The following is an 18,349-nucleotide window of genomic DNA, read 5'->3' on the forward strand; positions in this document are numbered from 1 at the left end:
TATTTGGAAGGATTACATCATCAGTGCAGCCAGTGTACCAGCTGCGACTAAAAGAACCACAAAGGTAACAATTTCCACAATAATGATGACTAGACCAATGGTCTTTCCCGTTTTAGCCTTGCTGTTGTTCGGATCAGCGGCAAATTCTTTTTTACCGTTGACAAAAGCCATAATACCGAAAACTAAAACAGCCACTCCAAATAACCAGCCAATCGTTGAAAGATTCATTAAATTTAAGATAATTGAGACCACCCAACAGATTAAGGCAATCATACCACAGGTGAAGCCCTTCATTCCAAATTCAAAGCTCATAATCAATTCTCCTTCTTTCATATTTTAAATTGAGTATAACACGATAAGTAATAAAAAACATCATCCTTTAGGTTGATGTTTAAGAAAAAATTAAAAAAAGAAAAGGCCGTTACTGAAGGGGGGAATCCCGGATTAAACCCCTTGACCATGGGGCGGCAGGCATGATAAAATCAATCCATTGAGAAGGATTCACAAGCAAGTGCACCAAGGAGGGTAACAATGAGTTATATCAAAGAATATGCAGACAAATTAAAGACGGCTGAAGAAGCAGTCGCCATTGTTAAATCAGGGGATTGGTTGGATTATGGATGGACGACGGCAACCGTCCGGGCGTTGGATGAGGCCCTGGCGGAACGGATTAAAAAAGAACCAGAACTGAAGGATCTCAAAATCCGCGGTGGGATCTTAATGTGGGAACCGGAGATTTTTAAACTTCCCGATGCCAAAGAACATTTCACCTGGAATTCCTGGCATATGTCTGGAATCGAACGGAAAGCCGTTGCCAAGGGCTTTAGTTTTTACGATCCCCTTCGTTATTCTGAACTACCCCGCTATTACCGGGAAAATATCACGCCGCCGGATGTTGCCATGTTCCAGGTGGCACCCATGGATAAGCACGGGTATTTCAACTTCGGTCCCAATGCATCACATATGATGGCTGTCTGCGAAAGGGCTAAAGTCGTCATCGTTGAAGTGAACGAAAACATACCCCGCTGCCTGGGGGGCTTTGAAGAAGCCATCCATATCTCTAAAGTTGATGTTATTGTTGAAGGGGAAAACCCCGCCATGGCAGAAATGGGTGCTGGTGGCCCTGCGACCGATGTGGATATCGCCGTGGCCAACCTGATCGTACCAGAAATTCCCAATGGTGCTTGCCTACAGCTCGGCATTGGTGGAATGCCCAATACGGTTGGTGCCATGATTGCCGAATCTGATTTAAAGGATTTAGGGGTACATACCGAAATGTATGTGGATGCCTTTGTGGATTTAAGCCGGGCGGGTAAAGTCACAGGCTCCCACAAGACCGTTAATCGCTACAAGCAGGTCTATGCCTTTGCAGCGGGTACGAAAAAGCTCTATGACTTCCTGGATGACAATCCGGAGTGTATGGCAGTACCGGTCAATTATGCCAATGACATTGATACCATTGGGAACATTGACAATTTCATCTCCATTAATAACGCAGTGGATATCGACCTCTATGGGCAGGTTAATGCAGAAACCGCAGGAACCAAACAAATTAGTGGCGCCGGTGGTCAGTTGGACTTCGTACTGGGAGCCTATAAATCCAAGGGGGGCAAAAGCTTCATCTGCTGTTCATCTGCCTTTAAAGACAAAAAAGGGGAACTACACTCCCGCATTCGTCCCACCCTGGCCAACGGCTCAGTGGTTACCGATACCCGGGCCAATATCCATTATCTCGTCACCGAATACGGCATTGTAAACCTCAAGGGGTTATCGACCTGGGAACGGGCAGAAGCCATCATCAAGGTGGCCCATCCACAGTTTCAGGATGAGCTCATTGCGGAAGCAGAAAAAATGAATATTTGGAGACGGACCAATAAAGAAGATTAGAATTAGAAAGGATGCCTTCCCGCATCCTTTTTAATTGCACAAAAGTATAGCAAGTCGCCAATAAACTGCTTTCTCAGGGGGATGTAAAGGTGTTAATATAGAACTAATCATGAATTAAACCGAAGACACCATTAAGTGGAGGAACGATTATGCCCTACGGAAAACAAGAAGATTTTAATAATCCGACCCTTGAGGATTTTGAACAGAAAGCGACCCCCCAGGAAAAGAAGCTATGGGAGAGCTATTTAAAGGACTACCCCGAAAAATTTCAGCGCAGCATTTTGGCAGGCAGTGACGGCTTTTTATTCGTCTGCCCAACCGCCAATTTAGTGGTTGAACTGGAAAAATTCCGCCGGTTTTCAGACAGTGCCGGTGGGGTTTCGGGTAAAAAGGGTGATGCCCTGCGGGAAATGGGCCTGAAGGCCGCCGCTTATACCTACCGCGAACTGGATACCGATTTTGACGGTGTCTGCGCCGCCATAGACCGGGCCGTTAAACGCCAACTCAGCCAGGAAAGCCTGGTGGAAATTAAAAAGCCGACCCGCCTTCCCCTGGATGATGAGGAAGAACGACCCCGAGAGGGCTATAAGGTCACCGTATCCGGGGAATATAAAAGTGAAGAACCCCTGGGCAGCTACACCAAGACCGACCGGGAAGAAAGTGTGGCGACCTACAGCGGAAACCATAATAAAGTCATCAATCCCCTTACCGATGACGGAGAAGGCTACAGCTACACCCGTTTTAACCACCGGGAGGAAGACATTGCCATAAAAGGCAATTGGAACCCCATTACCCCCAGGGAAGAAATCCCTGAACAGGAGGAACCCCCCAAGATGGCAAAAAAAGAAATCAATGAAGCCTTGGCCCAAACCCTGAGCAGTGCGGCCCCTGGCCGTCGGTCAGAGCATACCGCCACGCCCACAGACCGCAAGCACATCTTCATTGCCAAGAGTGCCGATATTGTCGGCAATGTCGCCTTAGGCAATGACACCAGCGTCTGGTACCAGGCCGTACTCCGGGGGGATGAAGCCCCCATCACAGTGGGTGATCGTTCCAATATTCAAGATGGCACCGTGGTCCATGTGGCCCATGGCTACCATACCGTTATAGGAAGTGGCGTGACCATTGGCCATAATTGCACCATTCATGGCTGCACCATCGAAGATGATGTTCTGGTCGGCATGGGAACCACCGTTTTAAATGGGGCTAAAATTGGCCGGAATACCATTATCGGAGCCGGATCTTTGGTCACCCAGAACAAAGAAATCCCAGAAGGCTCTCTGGTTCTGGGCAGCCCTGCCAAAGTGGTGCGTGCCCTCACCGAGGAAGAAATTCAGAGTATTCTAAACAATGCCCAGGAATATGTGGATTTAATGGATGAGGAGCCTGGCCGCAGCTTTTATGAAACCGCAGAAGGTCATATTATTATAAGAAATTAAGAACACCCAAAATCCCCTTGGCACAATATCCGCCAAGGGGATTTTTAGAACCCATAAAGGTAATATAATAAAATATACTATTGATTATATCCATAAAAAGAATTATAATAAAACCATGATTTGAACTCCCCGTTTATGAATCATACAGAATCTTCAACAGAAGTGGAAGGAGTTAAAATGACAAAGGAAATGAAAAACCGACAGAAACGTATTGACGAATTGGTACAGCGTGGAAAAGAAGGGGATGCCGCCGCTCTGGAAAAGCTGGCCAGTACCTACAGGCCCCTGCTATTAAGCTTAGTGAAAAAAACAACCTGGTCAAGCACCGATTGGGAGGACACCCTGCAGGAAGCCCATCTCGCCCTCATCCAGGCGGTCCACAGCTACGACCCGGAGAAGGGTGTCTACTTTCCCGTATATCTTAAAAGCCAGGTGTTTTACCACCTGATGGCCCGGGTCCGCCGGGAAAAGGCGCCAGCCCTCTCCCTGGATACGCCCATGGGCGATCCCGAGGAGGGCGGCACCCTGGCCGATACCCTGGAGGATGATACACCTCCAGCCCTATCCACCCTCATTGAGGCTGAGGAATATGCTGAGCTCCACCGCCGTCTGGAGACCCTGCCCAAGCGCCAGCGCCAAATCATTACGGACCGCTATTTCCGGGGCTTGTCCCCTGGGGAAATTGCCAGCCGACTGGGACTTGCCCGAAAGACCGTCGAAAACCTCCACAGCCGGGCGATTAAGAATTTAAGGAGGCGTTTTTAAAAAAATATACATGAACCGTGGGGGAAAACCCTTCCAAAAAACATTATATAAGTATAAGCACCGCGGACGCTTAGAAAAAAGCACAAAGGAGAAATGAAAATGGCAATTGAACGTAATGTCAACAGCATCGGGATGAAGATGGTCAGCAACTATGGCACCGTCGACGGAGAGGTTTTGCGCAAGAGCAAAACCTACAAAAATGTCAAGGCTGCCGCCACAGATACCGCCATCCTGGCCACTTACAAAGCCCTGGACGGCCTGCAGCAGCCCACGGCAGAAAATTGCTACGTGGTCACTACTGAAGAACTCGTCGAAACCGTGTAGCTGAAAAGAAGCCATCACCGGATAAAATAAGGATTAGAAATTCACACAGATTAAGGAGAAGAAAATGAGCATTATCAACCAAAAGGACCTCGTCCTCACCTACAAAAAAGAGGATGACAGTCACTACAGCCTGACTGTAGCCGATTATAAGGATGGCATTACCGATGCTGAAGTAAAAACCGGTGCCCAGGCCATCCTGACCCAGGACATTTTCGCCCCTGGGGGCATGGATCTGACGGCCCTGGTCTCTGCCAAACGGGTCGACAAGACCACCACTGATGTCAGCTTGGCCAACTAAGCTTGGCCTTCTGGCCCTGACCCTCCTCCTGCTGATCGCCGCCGCCCTGACCCTGAGTCCGGGGGCGGCCCAGCCGGAATCCCAGGGCCAGGCGGGACCTACCCCCACCACCGAAGTCGCACCCCCAGCCCCAGACACCAAGCCCGTGGTCGATGCCACCATCCCCGACACCCCAGAGGCGGACATCCTGCCAGAGGGCTCCACCACCATCCCCATGGCCAGTGCCCACTTTGAAATGGCAGAATACGCCTGCACCTGCCCGGGCTATTGCGATGGTTGGCCCAGCCCCATGGACCCAGACCTCTTAGCCACCATCGAAATCCTCCGGGAAAGCCTGGGCGCCCCGGTCATCATCACCAGCGGGGTGCGCTGCCCCCGGTACAACGCCGAGGTGGGAGGCATTGAATACTCCCGTCACCTAAGGGGCCACGCCGCCGATCTCTACAGCCCCCAGATCGACATCCACACCGTTGCCCAGGTGGCCAGCACCCTGGGACTAACCGTCATCACCTATTATGACCAAGGTTTTATCCATGTCGAAAATGAAAAGTAACCAAAGGCCCCCGGTACACACCGGGGGCTTTTGATTGGGACACCAGGCTACAAAAGGGTGTGAAAGACATATTCGTCGGTGCCGATAGCAAAAAATGCAGCCAATCTTACAGATAATCCTTGACAATACCCTGGAATGGGTGTAAGCTTGACCTATGATAAAGGCAAAACAGCCGAAAGGCTGTGACGCAAAGCTTAAGGGCCTACGTCCATCAGGATAGGGCAGCCAGTTACCGGGAATGCGGACTATTTCTGGACCTTAAGCCTCTGGAAACAGGACGCTGTTTTTGATTCCAGAAAAAATAGGCTTTAATAAAAAATTATATAAATAAAAGGAGAAACGGTTATGCAACTATGGAAGAAAATGAAGAAGAACCGTAAAGGGTTCACCCTGGTGGAAATCATTGTGGTGCTGGTTATTCTGGCGATTTTGGCGGCCTTTACGATTCCTGCGATGTTGGGGTTTGTGAATGATGCGAGAAGTAAGGCTTCGATTGCACAGGCGAGAGAAATTTATGTGGCGGCACAAGCAGCTAGTACTGAAGTTGCTGCGGGAAAAGCGACGCCTGCTTTAGAAACTGGTGTTAGTACTACTGCAAATTCAGATGCAGCAACTGTTGCTACTAAAACGACGAATATGATAACTAATGATATTAATGTTGCTCCACTGGTTACAGTCGGAGATATTACACCTGATAATATTACTGCAGCTAAAAAGGCAACAAAGAGAGCCGATATTCCAACAGCACCATACGTTTATGTTAATGCAAAAGCGGAAGTAACGGATGTATTTTTTAACGGTATTCACTTAAAGAGTGGTGGAGAAACAGAAACCTACTAAACAAGCGTTTATAAGCGGTTGAATAAAATCAACCGCTTATTTTTATATATAGACTTAGAAAGAATTCATATATGAAGAAGAAAAGTAATACAATTATACAATTGACGAACTACAATCAAATGATTTCTACATTATTAGTTTGTCTCATCTCCATCCTCCCCCTAATCACCATCCAACAACTCCCAGACCCCATCGTCCAGCCCAAAATCACCACCATCTTCTTCACCATCACCGCCCTGATCATCCTCTGCGCCCCCAGCATCATCATCTACCTCGAACGCAAACCAGCGGCACCCCTACCGGTGAAGTGGGCCCTCCTTTACCTCCTCCTTATCACCCTCACCCTGCCCTTTTCCCAAAACATCTACCGTTCCCTCTACGGGGTGGATACCCGGATGGAAGGGTATCTCGTTTTGGTGTTCTATATCCTGATGTTTCTCCTGGCGGCTTTCTTCTACCGCCCCCGGCCCTGGCACTTAAAACTCTACCTTTGCGGGGCAGTGGTGATGGCCCTCCACGCCCTGTTCATCCGTTACGAAACCCTCCTCTTTGGAATTGACCCCAAAACCACGGAGTTGTTGGTGCTTCAGTTTACAGGCTGTGGCAACCAAAACTTTCTGGGCTCCTATACGGCTCTGGCTCTGCCCGTGGCTTTTTGGGCAGCCCTTAAGTTCGGGGGACTGGCTTACCCGGCGGCGGGGATCATTTACTTTGGGCTCTTGTCCAGTAATACCCGAGGGAGCTGGATTGGGGCTTGTGTGGTCTTCGCCATTATGGTGCTGTGCTATTGGCCTAAGCCCGGGTGCCGCCGACGCATTCTGATGCTCTGTGGGATTTTTGTGACCATCACCCTGGTGTACTTTACCACCAGCACCGGGGCGACGGATCGCTTTAAGCACTTTGGCTCGGTGGATGCCCGGGGCTTTATTTACTGGGTCACCACTCAGCTCATTCTCATGCGGCCCGGAACAGGCTGGGGGATTGAGACCCTGGATTTTGCCATCTTCGACCATTTCCAGCAGGAGGTGATTGACTACTTTGGATACTACGCCATCATCGACAAGGCCCATTGCGAAATCCTCCAGGTGGCCTTTTGCAGTGGCATTCCGGCGGCAGTGGCTTTTGTGGGGACCCAGCTGTCCACGGTGGTTCGGGGGATTCGGCGCTTTGCCCTCTGGGGCCCCCAGGCTCCATTGCTCTTCGGTATTGGGGCTTATATGATTGCCGCTCTGTGGAATATCTCCGTGGTCAACGTGGCCCCCATCCTCTGGACCTTCTGCGGTATGCTGGTTTCCGTCACCCGCACGGTGGAGGAGGATCCGGACCCAGAGGCTTTTCTGATGAGACCCAGATGAGTTGTTACAAGGTTAGTCGATTTATCTAAGGCATCCGTAAGAGTCTGTTCTAAACCGCCTAAAGCCCACTCTCGAACATACCCAACAGTATTTCTCTGGCCTATTACTTCTTTTCATGCTATTATAATCGTAATGAATTTTAGGAGGAGGAGATTTATGGACCAGTTTTTTTTGAACCTCAGCATGCTAATCATCGAGTTTTTCATCTTTGCTGTGGTGGGGTGGTGTATGGAGGTCGTTTTAAAATACATTCAATACCATCGCTTTATTAATCGGGGGTTCCTCATCGGGCCCTATTGTCCCATTTATGGGGCTGGGGTGGTGGCCGTGACCCTGTTAGTCGGCGGAATGATTGGCCGACACGGGACCATTGGGGAGACCTTCCTCGCCGGATTTGTGATTTGCGGGATACTGGAGTACTTTACCAGCTGGTATATGGAAAAGGTGTTCCATGCCCGGTGGTGGGACTATAGCAAAAAGCCCATGAATTTAAATGGCCGGATATGGATTGGGAATCTGGTGCTCTTCGGGGTGGCCAGTGTGGGGATTATCTGGTTCATTGACCCCATTTACTTTGGTTTGATGGCAGGGATGTCACCCTTCGTGGTTCAGCTGTTGGCGGTGATTATCGCCGTGGTGATGCTGGGGGATTATGCTTACTCACACTTCTTAATGAATCTGGTGAAGCGGGAAATCGACAGCCAGGATGCGGATGATACCGAGGAAATCAGCCGCCAGGTCCATGCTATGCTTAAAGACAAGCAGCTTCTCCTCAGACGGATTGAGGCGGCGTATCCCAATGCCCAGGCTCGTCCAAAGGATTTGATGGCGGCCCGGAAGGAAGCTAAGAAGGCCTATAGCTTTGCCGTGAAGCAGGTCCATCAGGTGGCTAAACCCTATGAACGCGCCATCAAAGAAGGTCAGGGAAAGGCGTCAACGGCTGTGGCCGATTTACGCCAGGCGCTGGAAGCGGCTAAGCAGAAAGAGGAAGCGGCCAAGGAAAAACTCCATGATCTTGATGGTCGAATTTTTAAGGATTAATCGAATAGCTGAAGCGTACTGACGAACTCAGTACGCTTTTTTGATGGATGGCGGATGCGCTTTTCTTTAAGAAACAGTTTAGGAAAGGACAAGAAATTGCATTGTACTTAAATTGAAAACGTGTTAAAATAGTAACAATCTTCGTTTTTAAAGCGACAGATATTATTTTGTTGAGAAGGGGGAATTTGTTGTGTCGAATACCTTTGTGGTATTAATGGGAATTGGCACCGTCTTTGTCGGTCTAATCTGCATTGTATTTTTATGTATGGCCATGAGTGCGGTGATCCGGGCCCTTGAAGGGCAACACCGGGAGCCTGGGGTGCCAGAAGCCGCTGTGGCTGTACCGGGCCCAGTGGCTCCGATTCCAAAGCGAGGGGAGCTGGTGGCAGCCATTTCTGCGGCATTGGCCGAGGAACTGGGGACGGATACCCCGGGCTTTCGGATTGTTTCATTAAAGCGTCTGTCACCGGGTGGGGACCCGTCCCGGGGAGAACTGGTGGCGGCTATTTCTGCGGCTCTGGCCGAGGAGCTGGGGATGGATGTTTCCGGACTTCGGATTACATCCCTTAAAAAAGTATCGTAGTAGAATAAGAAGAAGGAGAGTAGTAATATGAAAAAGTATCGTGTAGTGGTTAATGGAACAGAGTATGAAGTGGGTGTGGAATTACTGAGCGAAGAAGCGGTGGCTGCCCCGGCTCCGGTGAAGCCTGCAGCTTCTGCTCCGGCTTCGGCAGCACCGGTGGCAGCTTCTGGTGGTGGGGAAGTGGTGAAAAGCCCCATGCCTGGGACCATCCTTTCGGTGAAGGTGGCCGACGGAACAGCCGTTGCCAAGGGTCAGGTGCTGATGGTGTTAGAAGCCATGAAGATGGAAAACGAAATTGTCGCCCCGGTGGCGGGTGTGGTGAATGGCCTGAGTGTCACCGAGGGGGCTGCTGTGGAGTCCGGCGCAACGCTTTGTGTGATTGCGTAATGGGCGCCAGAGGGTAAACCGATGGATGCCATTGTGAATTTTATAAACCAAACGGGCTTTGCCCTTTTGGTGGCGGATTGGAAGAACCTGATCATGCTGGGGGTGGCCTGTCTGTTGGCCTGGCTGGCCATCGTGAAAAAGTACGAGCCCCTGCTGCTGCTCCCCATTGCCTTTGGGGTGCTGCTGTCCAACCTTCCCGGGGGCAATCTGTTCCATGAGGAGCTTTTTGCCGGGGGGCATATCGATTGGGCGGCCTTTGGGGGAGCGGTTTCCCAGACCACGGGGGAATCGGTCAGTGTTGGACTCATTGACATTTTATACCTCGGGGTGAAGCTGGGGGTGTACCCTTGCCTAATTTTCGTGGGGGTGGGAGCGATGACGGATTTTGGACCGCTCATTGCCAACCCCAAGAGCCTGCTCCTGGGGGCAGCGGCTCAAATCGGCATTTTTATTACCTATTTAGGCTGTGTCCTTTCCGGAATGTTTAACCAGGCCCAGGCTGGTGCCATTGGGATTATTGGCGGGGCGGACGGACCCACGGCGATCTTTGTCGCCACCCGGCTGGCTCCGGAGCTTCTGGGGCCCATTGCCATTGCGGCTTATTGCTATATGGCCCTGGTGCCGGTGATTCAACCCCCCATTATGCGGGCCCTGACCACGGAGAAGGAACGGAAAATCCGGATGGAGGAGCTGCGGCCGGTGAGTAAAACCGAGAAGATTGTTTTTCCCTTCGTGGTGACCATTTTTGTAGCCCTGCTGGTACCCTCGGCGGCACCCCTGATCGGTTGTCTTATGCTGGGGAACCTGCTCCAGGTGAGTGGGGTAGTGGACCGCTTGGCCAAGACGGTCCAGAACGAGCTAATGAACATTGTGGTTATTTTCCTCGGTGTTTCTGTGGGGGCGACGGCCACGGCAGAAACCTTCCTAAAGCCCCAGACCCTGGCTATCGTAGCCATGGGTGTGCTGGCCTTCGGCCTGGGGACCGCTGGCGGGGTACTGCTGGCTAAGTTTATGAATCTTTTCCTCAAGAAGAAAATCAACCCCTTAATCGGCTCTGCCGGGGTGTCCGCGGTGCCCATGGCGGCCCGGGTTTCCCAGGCTGAGGGCCAGAAGGCAGACCCGGGGAACTTCCTGCTGATGCACGCCATGGGCCCCAATGTGGCCGGTGTCATTGGCTCGGCCATTGCCGCGGGGGTACTGATGGCAGTGCTCTCATAGGGTTTAAGAGTAAGGAGATATGATGGGTTTAAAAATAACAGATACCATCCTTCGGGATGCACATCAAAGCCAGGCGGCTACTCGTATGCGCATTGAGGATATGCTGCCGGCCTGTGAAATACTGGATGAAATTGGTTATTGGTCTTTGGAATGCTGGGGTGGGGCGACCTTTGATGCCTGTATGCGCTTCTTAGATGAAGATCCCTGGGAGCGACTGCGCACCCTCAGGGCCCATCTGCCCAAAACCAAGCTGCAAATGCTCCTAAGGGGGCAGAATGTGCTAGGCTATCGCCACTACGCCGACGATGTGGTGGAGGCCTTTGTGGCGAAGTCCATCGAAAACGGCATCGATGTAATCCGGATTTTTGATGCCCTTAACGATACCCGGAACATGGAAACGGCCATTCGGGCCACCAAAAAATATGGGGGCTGGTGTGAGCCAGCCCTGAGCTATACCCTAAGCCCGGTGCACAGTGAGGATTACTTTGTGAAGGTGGCCCGGGAGCTGGAACAGATGGGGGCAGATTCCATCTGTATTAAGGACATGGCCAACCTGCTGCTGCCCTACGAGGCCGCCAGCCTGGTGAAGCGTCTGAAACGCCAGGTGCGGGTACCCATCCATCTCCATACCCACAATACCACGGGAACCGGGGATATGACCTATCTGATGGCCGCCCAGGCCGGGGTGGATATTGTGGACTGTGCCCTGAGCCCCATGGGTAATGGGACCGCCCAGCCGGCCACGGAATCCCTGGTGGCCACCCTGAAGGGAACCCCCCTGGACACGGGCCTGGATTTAGAACTGCTCTCCAAGGCAGCGGAGCATTTTAGGAAGGTGGCAGCCCGGTTGACGGCAGAAGGAGATATTAACCCCAAGGTCCTCCATGTGGATACCAATACCTTGCTGTACCAGGTGCCGGGGGGAATGCTGTCCAACTTGATCTCCCAGCTCAAGGAAGCCGGGGCCGAGGATAAGTATTATGATGTTCTGGAGGAAATTCCGGTGGTGCGTCAGGACTTTGGCTATCCGCCTCTGGTCACCCCCACCAGCCAGATTGTGGGGAGCCAGGCGGTGATGAATGTGCTGGCTGGGCGGTATAAACTGTTCACCAAGGAATCCAAGGGGTTACTGGCCGGAGAGTACGGTCGGGTTCCCGGGACGGTGAATGAGGAGGTCCGAAAAATGGCCATTGGGGATACCCCGGTCATCACCGGACGGCCTGCAGATGATATTCCCCCGGAAATGGATAAGCTCCGGGAGGAAACGAAGGGAATAGCCGAGAGCGAGGAGGATGTGCTAAGCTGTGCGTTGTTCCCCCAGGTAGCACCCAAGTTCTTTGAGCGCCGAGCGGCCAAGCGGGCCGGAAATACACCGGCTGAGAAGCCAAAGCCAGTGGAAGCCACGGTGAAAGAAGATGGTGTACGGGTGTTGGTGGTAGAAGATTTGGGGGCCTAGAACCCTGGGATGTAAAGAGGCTCATTGGAGCCTCTTTTTTTGAAGAAACCATTAAGAAATACTGAAGAAAAGTATTTTGCTGTGCTATAATATATATATTATGTGTATCGGATAGGTTAAGGTTAAAGACGAGGTGCTGACGTGGATGGTTTAAAAGGTGTCAAAAAAATCCTCCGAAATCAGCGGGGGTATAATATGGTGGAGCTTATCACGGTCATTGTCGTGGTGGCCCTGGTGGCCGCTCTGATGATTCCAGGGATGGTGGGTATGATTGACGAGGCGAGAAAGCAGGCCGATGTCACCACGGCCCGGTCGATTTATATTGCGGCCCAGGCCCAGGCCACCCAGAACATGGCGGCAGCTACACCAGAAGCACCCTACGAAATCCCAACGGCCAAGGATCTGGAAAAATATCTGGAAAGCGATGGGCTTTACGCTGGCATTACCACGCTGACCATTTACGATGCAGGACGGGATGGAACCATTGATGCCATTTCCTTCAAAAAGGATGGCAATACCATTCGGCTGGATGCCGGGGATCAGGTGCGTATCAATGGCAAAGACCAGCCACTGACGACCGTGGAGGGGCATCTCAATCAATAGGAGGACAGCATGTGCGTAGAGCTGGCATATTTTGTGATTTATGGTTTCATCTTTATTGTAGGGTGCTGTATTGGAAGCTTTCTCAATGTGGTCATCTATCGGGTACCGGCAGAGATTTCCATCGCCAAGGGGCGTTCCTTTTGCCCTCAGTGTAAGGCGCCCATTGCTGCTTACGATAATATTCCTCTGGTGAGCTGGCTATGGCTTCGGGGGAAATGCCGTCATTGCGGCGGTGCCATTCCCATCCGGTATTTTCTGGTGGAGCTTGCCGGGGGGATTGCTGCGGTGTGGGTTGCCGCCCATTATCGGCTGGGCTGGCTGAGCCTGACGGGCTTCGCCATCGCCGCCATCCTCATCGCCATTGCGGTGATTGATTGGGACGAGATGATTATTCCCAATGGGCTGGTCATCGCATTGGCCATTCCCGTTATGATTGGCTTTTTCCTCTACCCCACACCGGATTTGGTTTCCCGGCTCATCGGTATTGCCCTTGGGGCTCTGCCCCTCTTAACGTTGGCTCTTGCCATGGGGGCCTTTGGCATGGGGGACGTTAAGTTAATGGCGGTGGCGGGCTTCCTTTTGGGATGGCAGGGAACGCTGTTGGCCCTTTTCCTGGGAGTCCTCTTTGGTGGGGCCGTAGGGGTGGTGAAGCTCCTTCGTAAAACCGGGGAAAAGGAAATGGCCTTCGGCCCCTATTTGTGCATGGGGATTTTTATCGCCATGCTCTATGGCAGCGATATTATCGGATTATATTTATCGGCCTTCGGGCTGGGTTAATGGCAAAGAGATTCCAGAGAGGTTGCGGTTTTGGCAAAATTTAAATACAAAGCAAAAAACTTGGCATCCCAGGTCGTCACTGGAACGATGGAAGCCCCGGATGCAACAGCGCTGCGGCGGCGTCTGCGGGAGCAGGACGAGTTCCTGTTAAGCAGTAAAGAGTTAGATGTCAAGAAAACACCCTACAAATTAAAAAATATGGAGTTAGCGGATTTTTCCAGGCAAATGAACAGTATGCTCGATGCGGGGATTACTGTTGTCCGAGGCCTAGCCATTATGAAGGAGCGGGACATCAAGCCCAAGGTGAAGGAGGTGTATGAGATACTCTACACCGAAGTCCAAAAGGGGATCACCTTGTCCCAGGCTATGGAGGCCACGGGGGGGTCCTTTCCCATGCTCATCATCAATATGTATCAGGCCGGAGAATCCAGCGGTCAGATGGCAGAAACCGCCCTTAAAATGGCGGATTATTATGAGAAGGAGCATCGCCTCCACACCAAAATCCGCAACGCCATGGTGTATCCCATTATATTGGCGGTGGTAACAATCGCGGTGGTTATTCTTATTTTTACTTTGATTTTACCTCAGTTTTTCAGCCTTTTTGAAGGGGTAACCCTGCCAGCGATTACCCAGGTGATGATCAATATCTCAGGGTTTATGGTGGATTATTGGTTATGGGTGGTTATGGCCATCGTGGGGCTGTTTTTCCTGGGACGGGCCCTGCTGGGAACCCCTCCGGTGCGTTTGGCCTGGGATAAGTTTAAATTATCTGTCCCTAAAATCGGGAAGCTGGTGGCCATTGTGTACACCGCCCGCTTTGCCAGGACCTTAAGCTCTTTGTACTCCAGCGGTTTATCCATGATTGGGGCCATGGAGATTGGGGCTAGAATTGTGGGGAATGCCTATATCACCAGCCAATTCCCCAAATCCATCGATATGGTGCGTACTGGGGGAACCCTGGCATCGGGCTTGGACACGATCCATGGTTTCGATAATAAGCTGATTTCCACGGTGTTTATTGGAGAAGAAACGGGGAACTTGGATGGATTGCTTGAATCGGTGGCCGATTCCTACGATTACGAATCAGAAATGGCGATCCAGCGGATTGTGGCCTTTATTGAGCCTATTATGATCATCATTATGGCGGTCATCATTGGCAGTGTCATGCTCTCGGTTATGATGCCGATTATGAGCTTATATCAAAACATCGGATAAGGAGGAACCATGCAAACGTCATTATATTTCGCAGCCGATAGCTTACAAATCCTCCAGGGAGCAGGTAAGGGGAATACCCTGATTGTCGATAAATTCCTTAAAATTCCCATGGCCTCCGGTGGTCTGATCAATGGGGTGATTACCAATGAAGGTATTTTACTGGATGCCCTGGATCGTGCTCGGGAAGAGTACGATGTTGATTTTAAAAATGTGCAGTTAATCATTAACACCAGCTTGGCCATTTATAAAAACATTCCGGTACCCAAGTTAAAGCCTGCGGAGCTGGTGGAACTGTGCCACCATGAATTTGAGGACGCCCCGGGTTACGAAGAACTCATCATGGATTACAAGGGCATCCAGGGCAAAGGCGAAGCCACTAATATGTTTGCCGTGGCCCTGGAAAAGGGTGTGCTGGAAAGCTACATGCACCTTTTTGAAACCGCCGGCATCAAGCTTACCCGGATTGATACCGCCCTGTCCGCTCTGGTGGATTACTTTGGGCAGACCTTGGATTTTCAGAGCCAGACCTTCGCCATCTATGTGATGGACGGCAATAACCTGCTGTATGCTCTGTTTGAAAATGGACGCTATACCTTTTCCAGTCAGGCCCGGATGATGGCTGACCGGGGAACCGAGGCCTTCACTGCGGAGATGGCGGGTAAAATCAGCTCCCTGGTCCAATTTAATAAAAGTCAAAAATCCCAGTATCCCCTGGAACGGGCTTATTTTACAGGGGTTACCCCTGGGGAAATCAAAAGCCTGAAGGCCTACACCCAGGATATGGAGGTACTGTGTGAGCTGCTTCCCACCACGGATAATATCACCGGGAAACACGCTTTGGATGATCATTTCTTTTTAGACGATGGCTTTCTCCCTGCGGTAGGCAGTTTTGAGAAGAAGGACGCCATCAATCTCCTTCGGGCCTATAAAAAAGCGATGAATCCCCATAAGGGTATTGATATTCATAATAAGGCCGTTATTCCACCGCTCATTCTATTGGGGATTTTTATGGTAGGCTTTATTGGCTTTTTTATCATGGGGATCGTCATGCAGAAGCAAATTAAAGATTTGGATCAGTATATTAATGATGAGTCCAATGTTTCCCTGTATACCAAGGCTCAGAGTGTGGATAATGAACTTGGGGCCGTCCAGGCCGAGGCCAAAGCCTATGACGATACTCAGACAGCCGAAGGCAGCTATCCCTCCTTTGATGGGGATAAGCTTTATCAGGTATTGTACTCTGGGGACGGCATTACCACCACCACCGTGAGTCTTGATGCGAAGACTGGGGTATTATCCTATAGTGGCACCGCCGGCAATGAGTACCAGGCCGCCAATTATGTGAATAATATTATTAACTCTGGCCTCTTTGCCAGTGTGGATTATCTGGGATACAGCTACAGCGCGGGGTCCACTGTATCCACCGGGACCACCAGCAGCACCGCCCAGGCCGCCACCGCGCCATCCTATAGCTTTACCTACACAGCGCTTATGAAAGGGGGTGTGGGTCAATAATGACAGCCATTCCTCCAGAAAAAAAGACAAAAACGGATGTGAAGGCCGAACAAGCCGCCCGGAAAAAGCAGGAGCAGGCTAAAAAGGCCGCCACTCAACGCCAGGCACAGGCTAAAAAGCAGGCCTTAGCTGCCCAGAAAAAGGTAGAAAAGCCACCGAAGAAGCCCTTAAAGGCGATGATCAATGAGAAATTTCCCAGTCTGAACTATGAATTTACCAAGCGGGAAAAGACACTCCTCTACATCCTGGGGATGTTCCTCATGGTTATGGCCATCTTCTTCCTGGTGCTGATGCCTGGGCTTAACCGATACCAGGATTTATCCGCCCAGAAAGACGAACGCCAGCAGACCAAGGAGAAAATGGCGCTTTCCATCAGCACCCTGGCCGCCAACCAGACCGCACTGGATAACACCCGGGTGGCCCTTTCCACGAAAAAGGAAAGCTTTGCCCAGCAGATGAACAACGCCCAACTGGATAGCTTTGTCACCAGCTTCGTGGTGAATAATGGCCTCACCCCCCAGAGCCTGTCCATCGATAGTCTCAGCGCATCACCCCTGACGCCCTATTCCCCCGGCGGGACCGGAGAGAGCAATACCAACTCCAGCAGCTCCGGGGATATTTCAAGCAGTAGTACCACCACCAGCACCACCGGGGACAGCAGCACCACCAGCGTGGCTACCAGCAGTGCCAGCGGGGTCGTTATTGGTACGGTCACCGTCGGTTTTAAAGGTGGTGCCGATGGTCTGATGAGCCTGATGAGTAATGCCAATGCCCGGACGGATATCCAGGTCATGGCCAGCGACTACACCGTTGCCCAGCAAACCGGCAGCGTCACCCTGAACGTCTACATGAGCTATGAAAGCGGACAGCTTCAGGCGGTGAAGCAAACCCAGGCACAGTGAGAGGGCTGGGGAATGAATCATTAGGGAAAACGGAATAGAATGGATGAATGAAATAATTGAAAGGAGCCAGCCATGGAAGCAGTAATGCGTAAGCTTAGAGAGAACCGGGGGATGACCCTGATTGAAGTGACCGTGGCCCTGGTTCTTTTTGTTTTTGTGTTTATGATTTTATTGTATGGGATTAACTCGGCGCTGAAGGTGATGGGGAATGCCCAGGCCATTAATAATACGACACAGAGTAATGTGAGCAAGCTGGAGAGCTTAGGGTCCTCTCTGGAAGCCGAGGGGGCCATCTTGACCGATCTTGGGGATAAACTGACCATTGATGGAAAGGCCATTGCAGGGACCTTTAAAGTGGCCACGACGAAGAAATCCAATGATCAGACGGATTTGTCCTTAACTCTTTTTCAGCCGAAGACACCGCGGAATACACCGCCATTGCCCAGTGTGATGCCGACCCCAGTGCCGAGCGATGATAAAATAGTGGTGGTACCGAGTTATGAGTCGAAGAAAGCCTATTATAGTCCGGATGAAGGAAAATCCTTTTTTTCTAATTCTGGAGAAATTCAGACCTGGTTATTTGACCATAACCCGGGGTGGAGTGCTTTTTATTATGAAAGATATGGAGCACTGCGAAAAGGGGTTACGACGCAAAGCTATTTTACAAATCAGAATTCGAATAATCCGCCCTTTGAATATTTACAGCAATTATTCTTTATAAACGAAGAGCCCTTTAAATTCCAAGGTGGTGGGACTGGGTCTGGTTCCTATCAATTTCACTTGAATTTCTTATATGTTGGAGATAATGTCAAAAATACGGTAACCCATGTGAAGTTTTCTCTTCAGACTGGCGATGTAAATTCACGCCACTATGTGTCATCGCTAAAAATAATCCCTTATGATGCAGGTAAACCAACCATCATGTATTTGCCAAAGCCATGGGAATTACGTGCTGATCCGGAGGATATTACGGTTTATAATCCTCCTAATACGCCACCAACGATTAATCCCGTTGAGCTGCCTGCGGGCTTTTACGAATTCCCGGAGGGAGAAACGGTGGATATTTTACAGGCTGTTTATGATGAGGATAAGAGAAATAAAATTTTAAGCTATCACAAAAAATTTAGTGAGGTTCAAGAGCGTTTGAACGAATTGGAGATCACCGTGCAATAACAGGAAGGGAGGTTTGTC

The 18,349-nt window shown here is 50.8% G+C and carries 20 protein-coding genes and 1 riboswitch; of the genes, 19 read left to right on the forward strand and 1 reads right to left on the reverse strand.

All coding sequences use genetic code 11. The annotated features are described in order from the left end of the window. Positions 1–12: 12 nt before the first annotated feature. Complete coding sequence (locus BLW33_RS06030; RefSeq protein ID WP_090306424.1) at positions 13–312, reverse strand: hypothetical protein; 300 nt, start codon at positions 310–312, stop codon at positions 13–15. A gap of 219 nt (positions 313–531) precedes the next feature. Between BLW33_RS06030 and BLW33_RS06035 the strand changes: the two genes are divergently transcribed. The 19 genes from BLW33_RS06035 (at position 532) to BLW33_RS06125 (ending at position 18,331) form a co-directional block, all read left to right on the forward strand. Further along, positions 532–1,887: a butyryl-CoA:acetate CoA-transferase gene (locus BLW33_RS06035; protein ID WP_090306427.1), complete on the forward strand. Its 1,356-nt coding sequence runs from the start codon at positions 532–534 to the stop codon at positions 1,885–1,887. Between the two features lie 935 nt (positions 1,888–2,822). After that, a complete protein-coding gene (locus BLW33_RS06040; RefSeq protein ID WP_242911611.1) occupies positions 2,823–3,326 on the forward strand; it encodes a gamma carbonic anhydrase family protein in 504 nt (167 codons plus the stop codon). A gap of 177 nt (positions 3,327–3,503) precedes the next feature. Further along, positions 3,504–4,091, forward strand: coding sequence for an RNA polymerase sigma factor (locus BLW33_RS06045; protein WP_176966639.1), 588 nt, complete (start codon positions 3,504–3,506; stop codon positions 4,089–4,091). Positions 4,092–4,190: 99 nt separating this feature from the next. Beyond that, positions 4,191–4,415: a DUF1659 domain-containing protein gene (locus BLW33_RS06050; RefSeq protein WP_090306433.1), complete on the forward strand. Its 225-nt coding sequence runs from the start codon at positions 4,191–4,193 to the stop codon at positions 4,413–4,415. Between the two features lie 64 nt (positions 4,416–4,479). Next, entirely contained in the window at positions 4,480–4,713 is a 234-nt protein-coding gene (locus tag BLW33_RS06055) for a DUF2922 domain-containing protein (protein ID WP_090306436.1), read from the forward strand. After that, the gene (locus BLW33_RS06060; protein ID WP_090306441.1) at positions 4,694–5,266 is read left to right on the forward strand and encodes a YcbK family protein; all 573 of its coding nucleotides are present in this window, start codon (positions 4,694–4,696) and stop codon (positions 5,264–5,266) included. Before BLW33_RS06055 ends, BLW33_RS06060 begins: the two co-directional genes overlap by 20 nt. A 152-nt stretch (positions 5,267–5,418) precedes the next feature. Next, a riboswitch (cyclic di-GMP riboswitch) is annotated at positions 5,419–5,503 on the forward strand. A gap of 108 nt (positions 5,504–5,611) precedes the next feature. Continuing rightward, entirely contained in the window at positions 5,612–6,106 is a 495-nt protein-coding gene (locus BLW33_RS06065) for a prepilin-type N-terminal cleavage/methylation domain-containing protein (RefSeq protein WP_090306442.1), read from the forward strand. Positions 6,107–6,225: 119 nt separating this feature from the next. Continuing rightward, positions 6,226–7,461, forward strand: a complete 1,236-nt coding sequence (locus BLW33_RS06070) for an O-antigen ligase family protein (protein WP_176966640.1) — start codon at positions 6,226–6,228, stop codon at positions 7,459–7,461. A 156-nt stretch (positions 7,462–7,617) separates the two neighbouring features. After that, entirely contained in the window at positions 7,618–8,502 is an 885-nt protein-coding gene (locus BLW33_RS06075; protein ID WP_176966641.1) for a putative ABC transporter permease, read from the forward strand. 190 nt (positions 8,503–8,692) lie between these two features. Further along, the gene (locus BLW33_RS06080; RefSeq protein WP_090306450.1) at positions 8,693–9,085 is read left to right on the forward strand and encodes an OadG family transporter subunit; all 393 of its coding nucleotides are present in this window, start codon (positions 8,693–8,695) and stop codon (positions 9,083–9,085) included. A 27-nt stretch (positions 9,086–9,112) separates the two neighbouring features. After that, positions 9,113–9,472 (forward strand): biotin/lipoyl-containing protein, encoded by a 360-nt coding sequence (locus BLW33_RS06085; protein WP_090306453.1) that lies wholly within the window; start codon positions 9,113–9,115, stop codon positions 9,470–9,472. A 21-nt stretch (positions 9,473–9,493) separates the two neighbouring features. Beyond that, a complete protein-coding gene (locus BLW33_RS06090; RefSeq protein ID WP_090306455.1) occupies positions 9,494–10,690 on the forward strand; it encodes a sodium ion-translocating decarboxylase subunit beta in 1,197 nt (398 codons plus the stop codon). Positions 10,691–10,709: 19 nt separating this feature from the next. Next, positions 10,710–12,146, forward strand: a complete 1,437-nt coding sequence (locus BLW33_RS06095) for a pyruvate carboxylase subunit B (protein WP_090306457.1) — start codon at positions 10,710–10,712, stop codon at positions 12,144–12,146. 141 nt (positions 12,147–12,287) lie between these two features. Next, positions 12,288–12,749 (forward strand): prepilin-type N-terminal cleavage/methylation domain-containing protein, encoded by a 462-nt coding sequence (locus BLW33_RS06100; RefSeq protein WP_090306459.1) that lies wholly within the window; start codon positions 12,288–12,290, stop codon positions 12,747–12,749. Between the two features lie 9 nt (positions 12,750–12,758). Continuing rightward, entirely contained in the window at positions 12,759–13,526 is a 768-nt protein-coding gene (locus BLW33_RS06105) for a prepilin peptidase (RefSeq protein WP_176966642.1), read from the forward strand. Between the two features lie 30 nt (positions 13,527–13,556). Beyond that, on the forward strand, positions 13,557–14,741 hold the full coding sequence (locus BLW33_RS06110) for a type II secretion system F family protein (RefSeq protein WP_090306462.1): 1,185 nt from the start codon (positions 13,557–13,559) through the stop codon (positions 14,739–14,741). 9 nt (positions 14,742–14,750) lie between these two features. Continuing rightward, the gene (gene pilM / locus BLW33_RS06115) at positions 14,751–16,256 is read left to right on the forward strand and encodes a type IV pilus biogenesis protein PilM (protein ID WP_090306464.1); all 1,506 of its coding nucleotides are present in this window, start codon (positions 14,751–14,753) and stop codon (positions 16,254–16,256) included. Continuing rightward, the gene (locus tag BLW33_RS06120) at positions 16,256–17,158 is read left to right on the forward strand and encodes a hypothetical protein (RefSeq protein ID WP_090306469.1); all 903 of its coding nucleotides are present in this window, start codon (positions 16,256–16,258) and stop codon (positions 17,156–17,158) included. Before pilM ends, BLW33_RS06120 begins: the two co-directional genes overlap by 1 nt. Before the next feature lie 162 nt (positions 17,159–17,320). Next, complete coding sequence (locus tag BLW33_RS06125; RefSeq protein WP_176966643.1) at positions 17,321–18,331, forward strand: hypothetical protein; 1,011 nt, start codon at positions 17,321–17,323, stop codon at positions 18,329–18,331. The last annotated feature ends 18 nt before the right edge of the window (positions 18,332–18,349 follow it).

This window comes from Eubacterium aggregans, assembly GCF_900107815.1.
Classification (GTDB): Bacteria; Bacillota; Clostridia; order Eubacteriales; family Eubacteriaceae; genus Eubacterium_O; species Eubacterium_O aggregans.

What these genes read in the sequence shown, in the direction of transcription:
- BLW33_RS06125 (WP_176966643.1), top strand. Translation starts at nt 17,321, where the DNA reads ATGATTTTATTGTATGGGATTAACTCGGCGCTGAAGGTGATGGGGAAT.
- BLW33_RS06050 (WP_090306433.1), top strand. Translation starts at nt 4,191, where the DNA reads ATGGCAATTGAACGTAATGTCAACAGCATCGGGATGAAGATGGTCAGC.
- BLW33_RS06120 (WP_090306469.1), top strand. Translation starts at nt 16,256, where the DNA reads ATGACAGCCATTCCTCCAGAAAAAAAGACAAAAACGGATGTGAAGGCC.
- BLW33_RS06030 (WP_090306424.1), bottom strand. Translation starts at nt 312, where the DNA reads ATGAGCTTTGAATTTGGAATGAAGGGCTTCACCTGTGGTATGATTGCC.
- BLW33_RS06070 (WP_176966640.1), top strand. Translation starts at nt 6,226, where the DNA reads ATGATTTCTACATTATTAGTTTGTCTCATCTCCATCCTCCCCCTAATC.
- BLW33_RS06095 (WP_090306457.1), top strand. Translation starts at nt 10,710, where the DNA reads ATGATGGGTTTAAAAATAACAGATACCATCCTTCGGGATGCACATCAA.
- BLW33_RS06045 (WP_176966639.1), top strand. Translation starts at nt 3,504, where the DNA reads ATGACAAAGGAAATGAAAAACCGACAGAAACGTATTGACGAATTGGTA.
- BLW33_RS06090 (WP_090306455.1), top strand. Translation starts at nt 9,494, where the DNA reads ATGGATGCCATTGTGAATTTTATAAACCAAACGGGCTTTGCCCTTTTG.
- BLW33_RS06065 (WP_090306442.1), top strand. Translation starts at nt 5,612, where the DNA reads ATGCAACTATGGAAGAAAATGAAGAAGAACCGTAAAGGGTTCACCCTG.
- BLW33_RS06055 (WP_090306436.1), top strand. Translation starts at nt 4,480, where the DNA reads ATGAGCATTATCAACCAAAAGGACCTCGTCCTCACCTACAAAAAAGAG.
- BLW33_RS06085 (WP_090306453.1), top strand. Translation starts at nt 9,113, where the DNA reads ATGAAAAAGTATCGTGTAGTGGTTAATGGAACAGAGTATGAAGTGGGT.
- BLW33_RS06105 (WP_176966642.1), top strand. Translation starts at nt 12,759, where the DNA reads ATGTGCGTAGAGCTGGCATATTTTGTGATTTATGGTTTCATCTTTATT.
- pilM (WP_090306464.1), top strand. Translation starts at nt 14,751, where the DNA reads ATGCAAACGTCATTATATTTCGCAGCCGATAGCTTACAAATCCTCCAG.
- BLW33_RS06035 (WP_090306427.1), top strand. Translation starts at nt 532, where the DNA reads ATGAGTTATATCAAAGAATATGCAGACAAATTAAAGACGGCTGAAGAA.
- BLW33_RS06075 (WP_176966641.1), top strand. Translation starts at nt 7,618, where the DNA reads ATGGACCAGTTTTTTTTGAACCTCAGCATGCTAATCATCGAGTTTTTC.
- BLW33_RS06060 (WP_090306441.1), top strand. Translation starts at nt 4,694, where the DNA reads ATGTCAGCTTGGCCAACTAAGCTTGGCCTTCTGGCCCTGACCCTCCTC.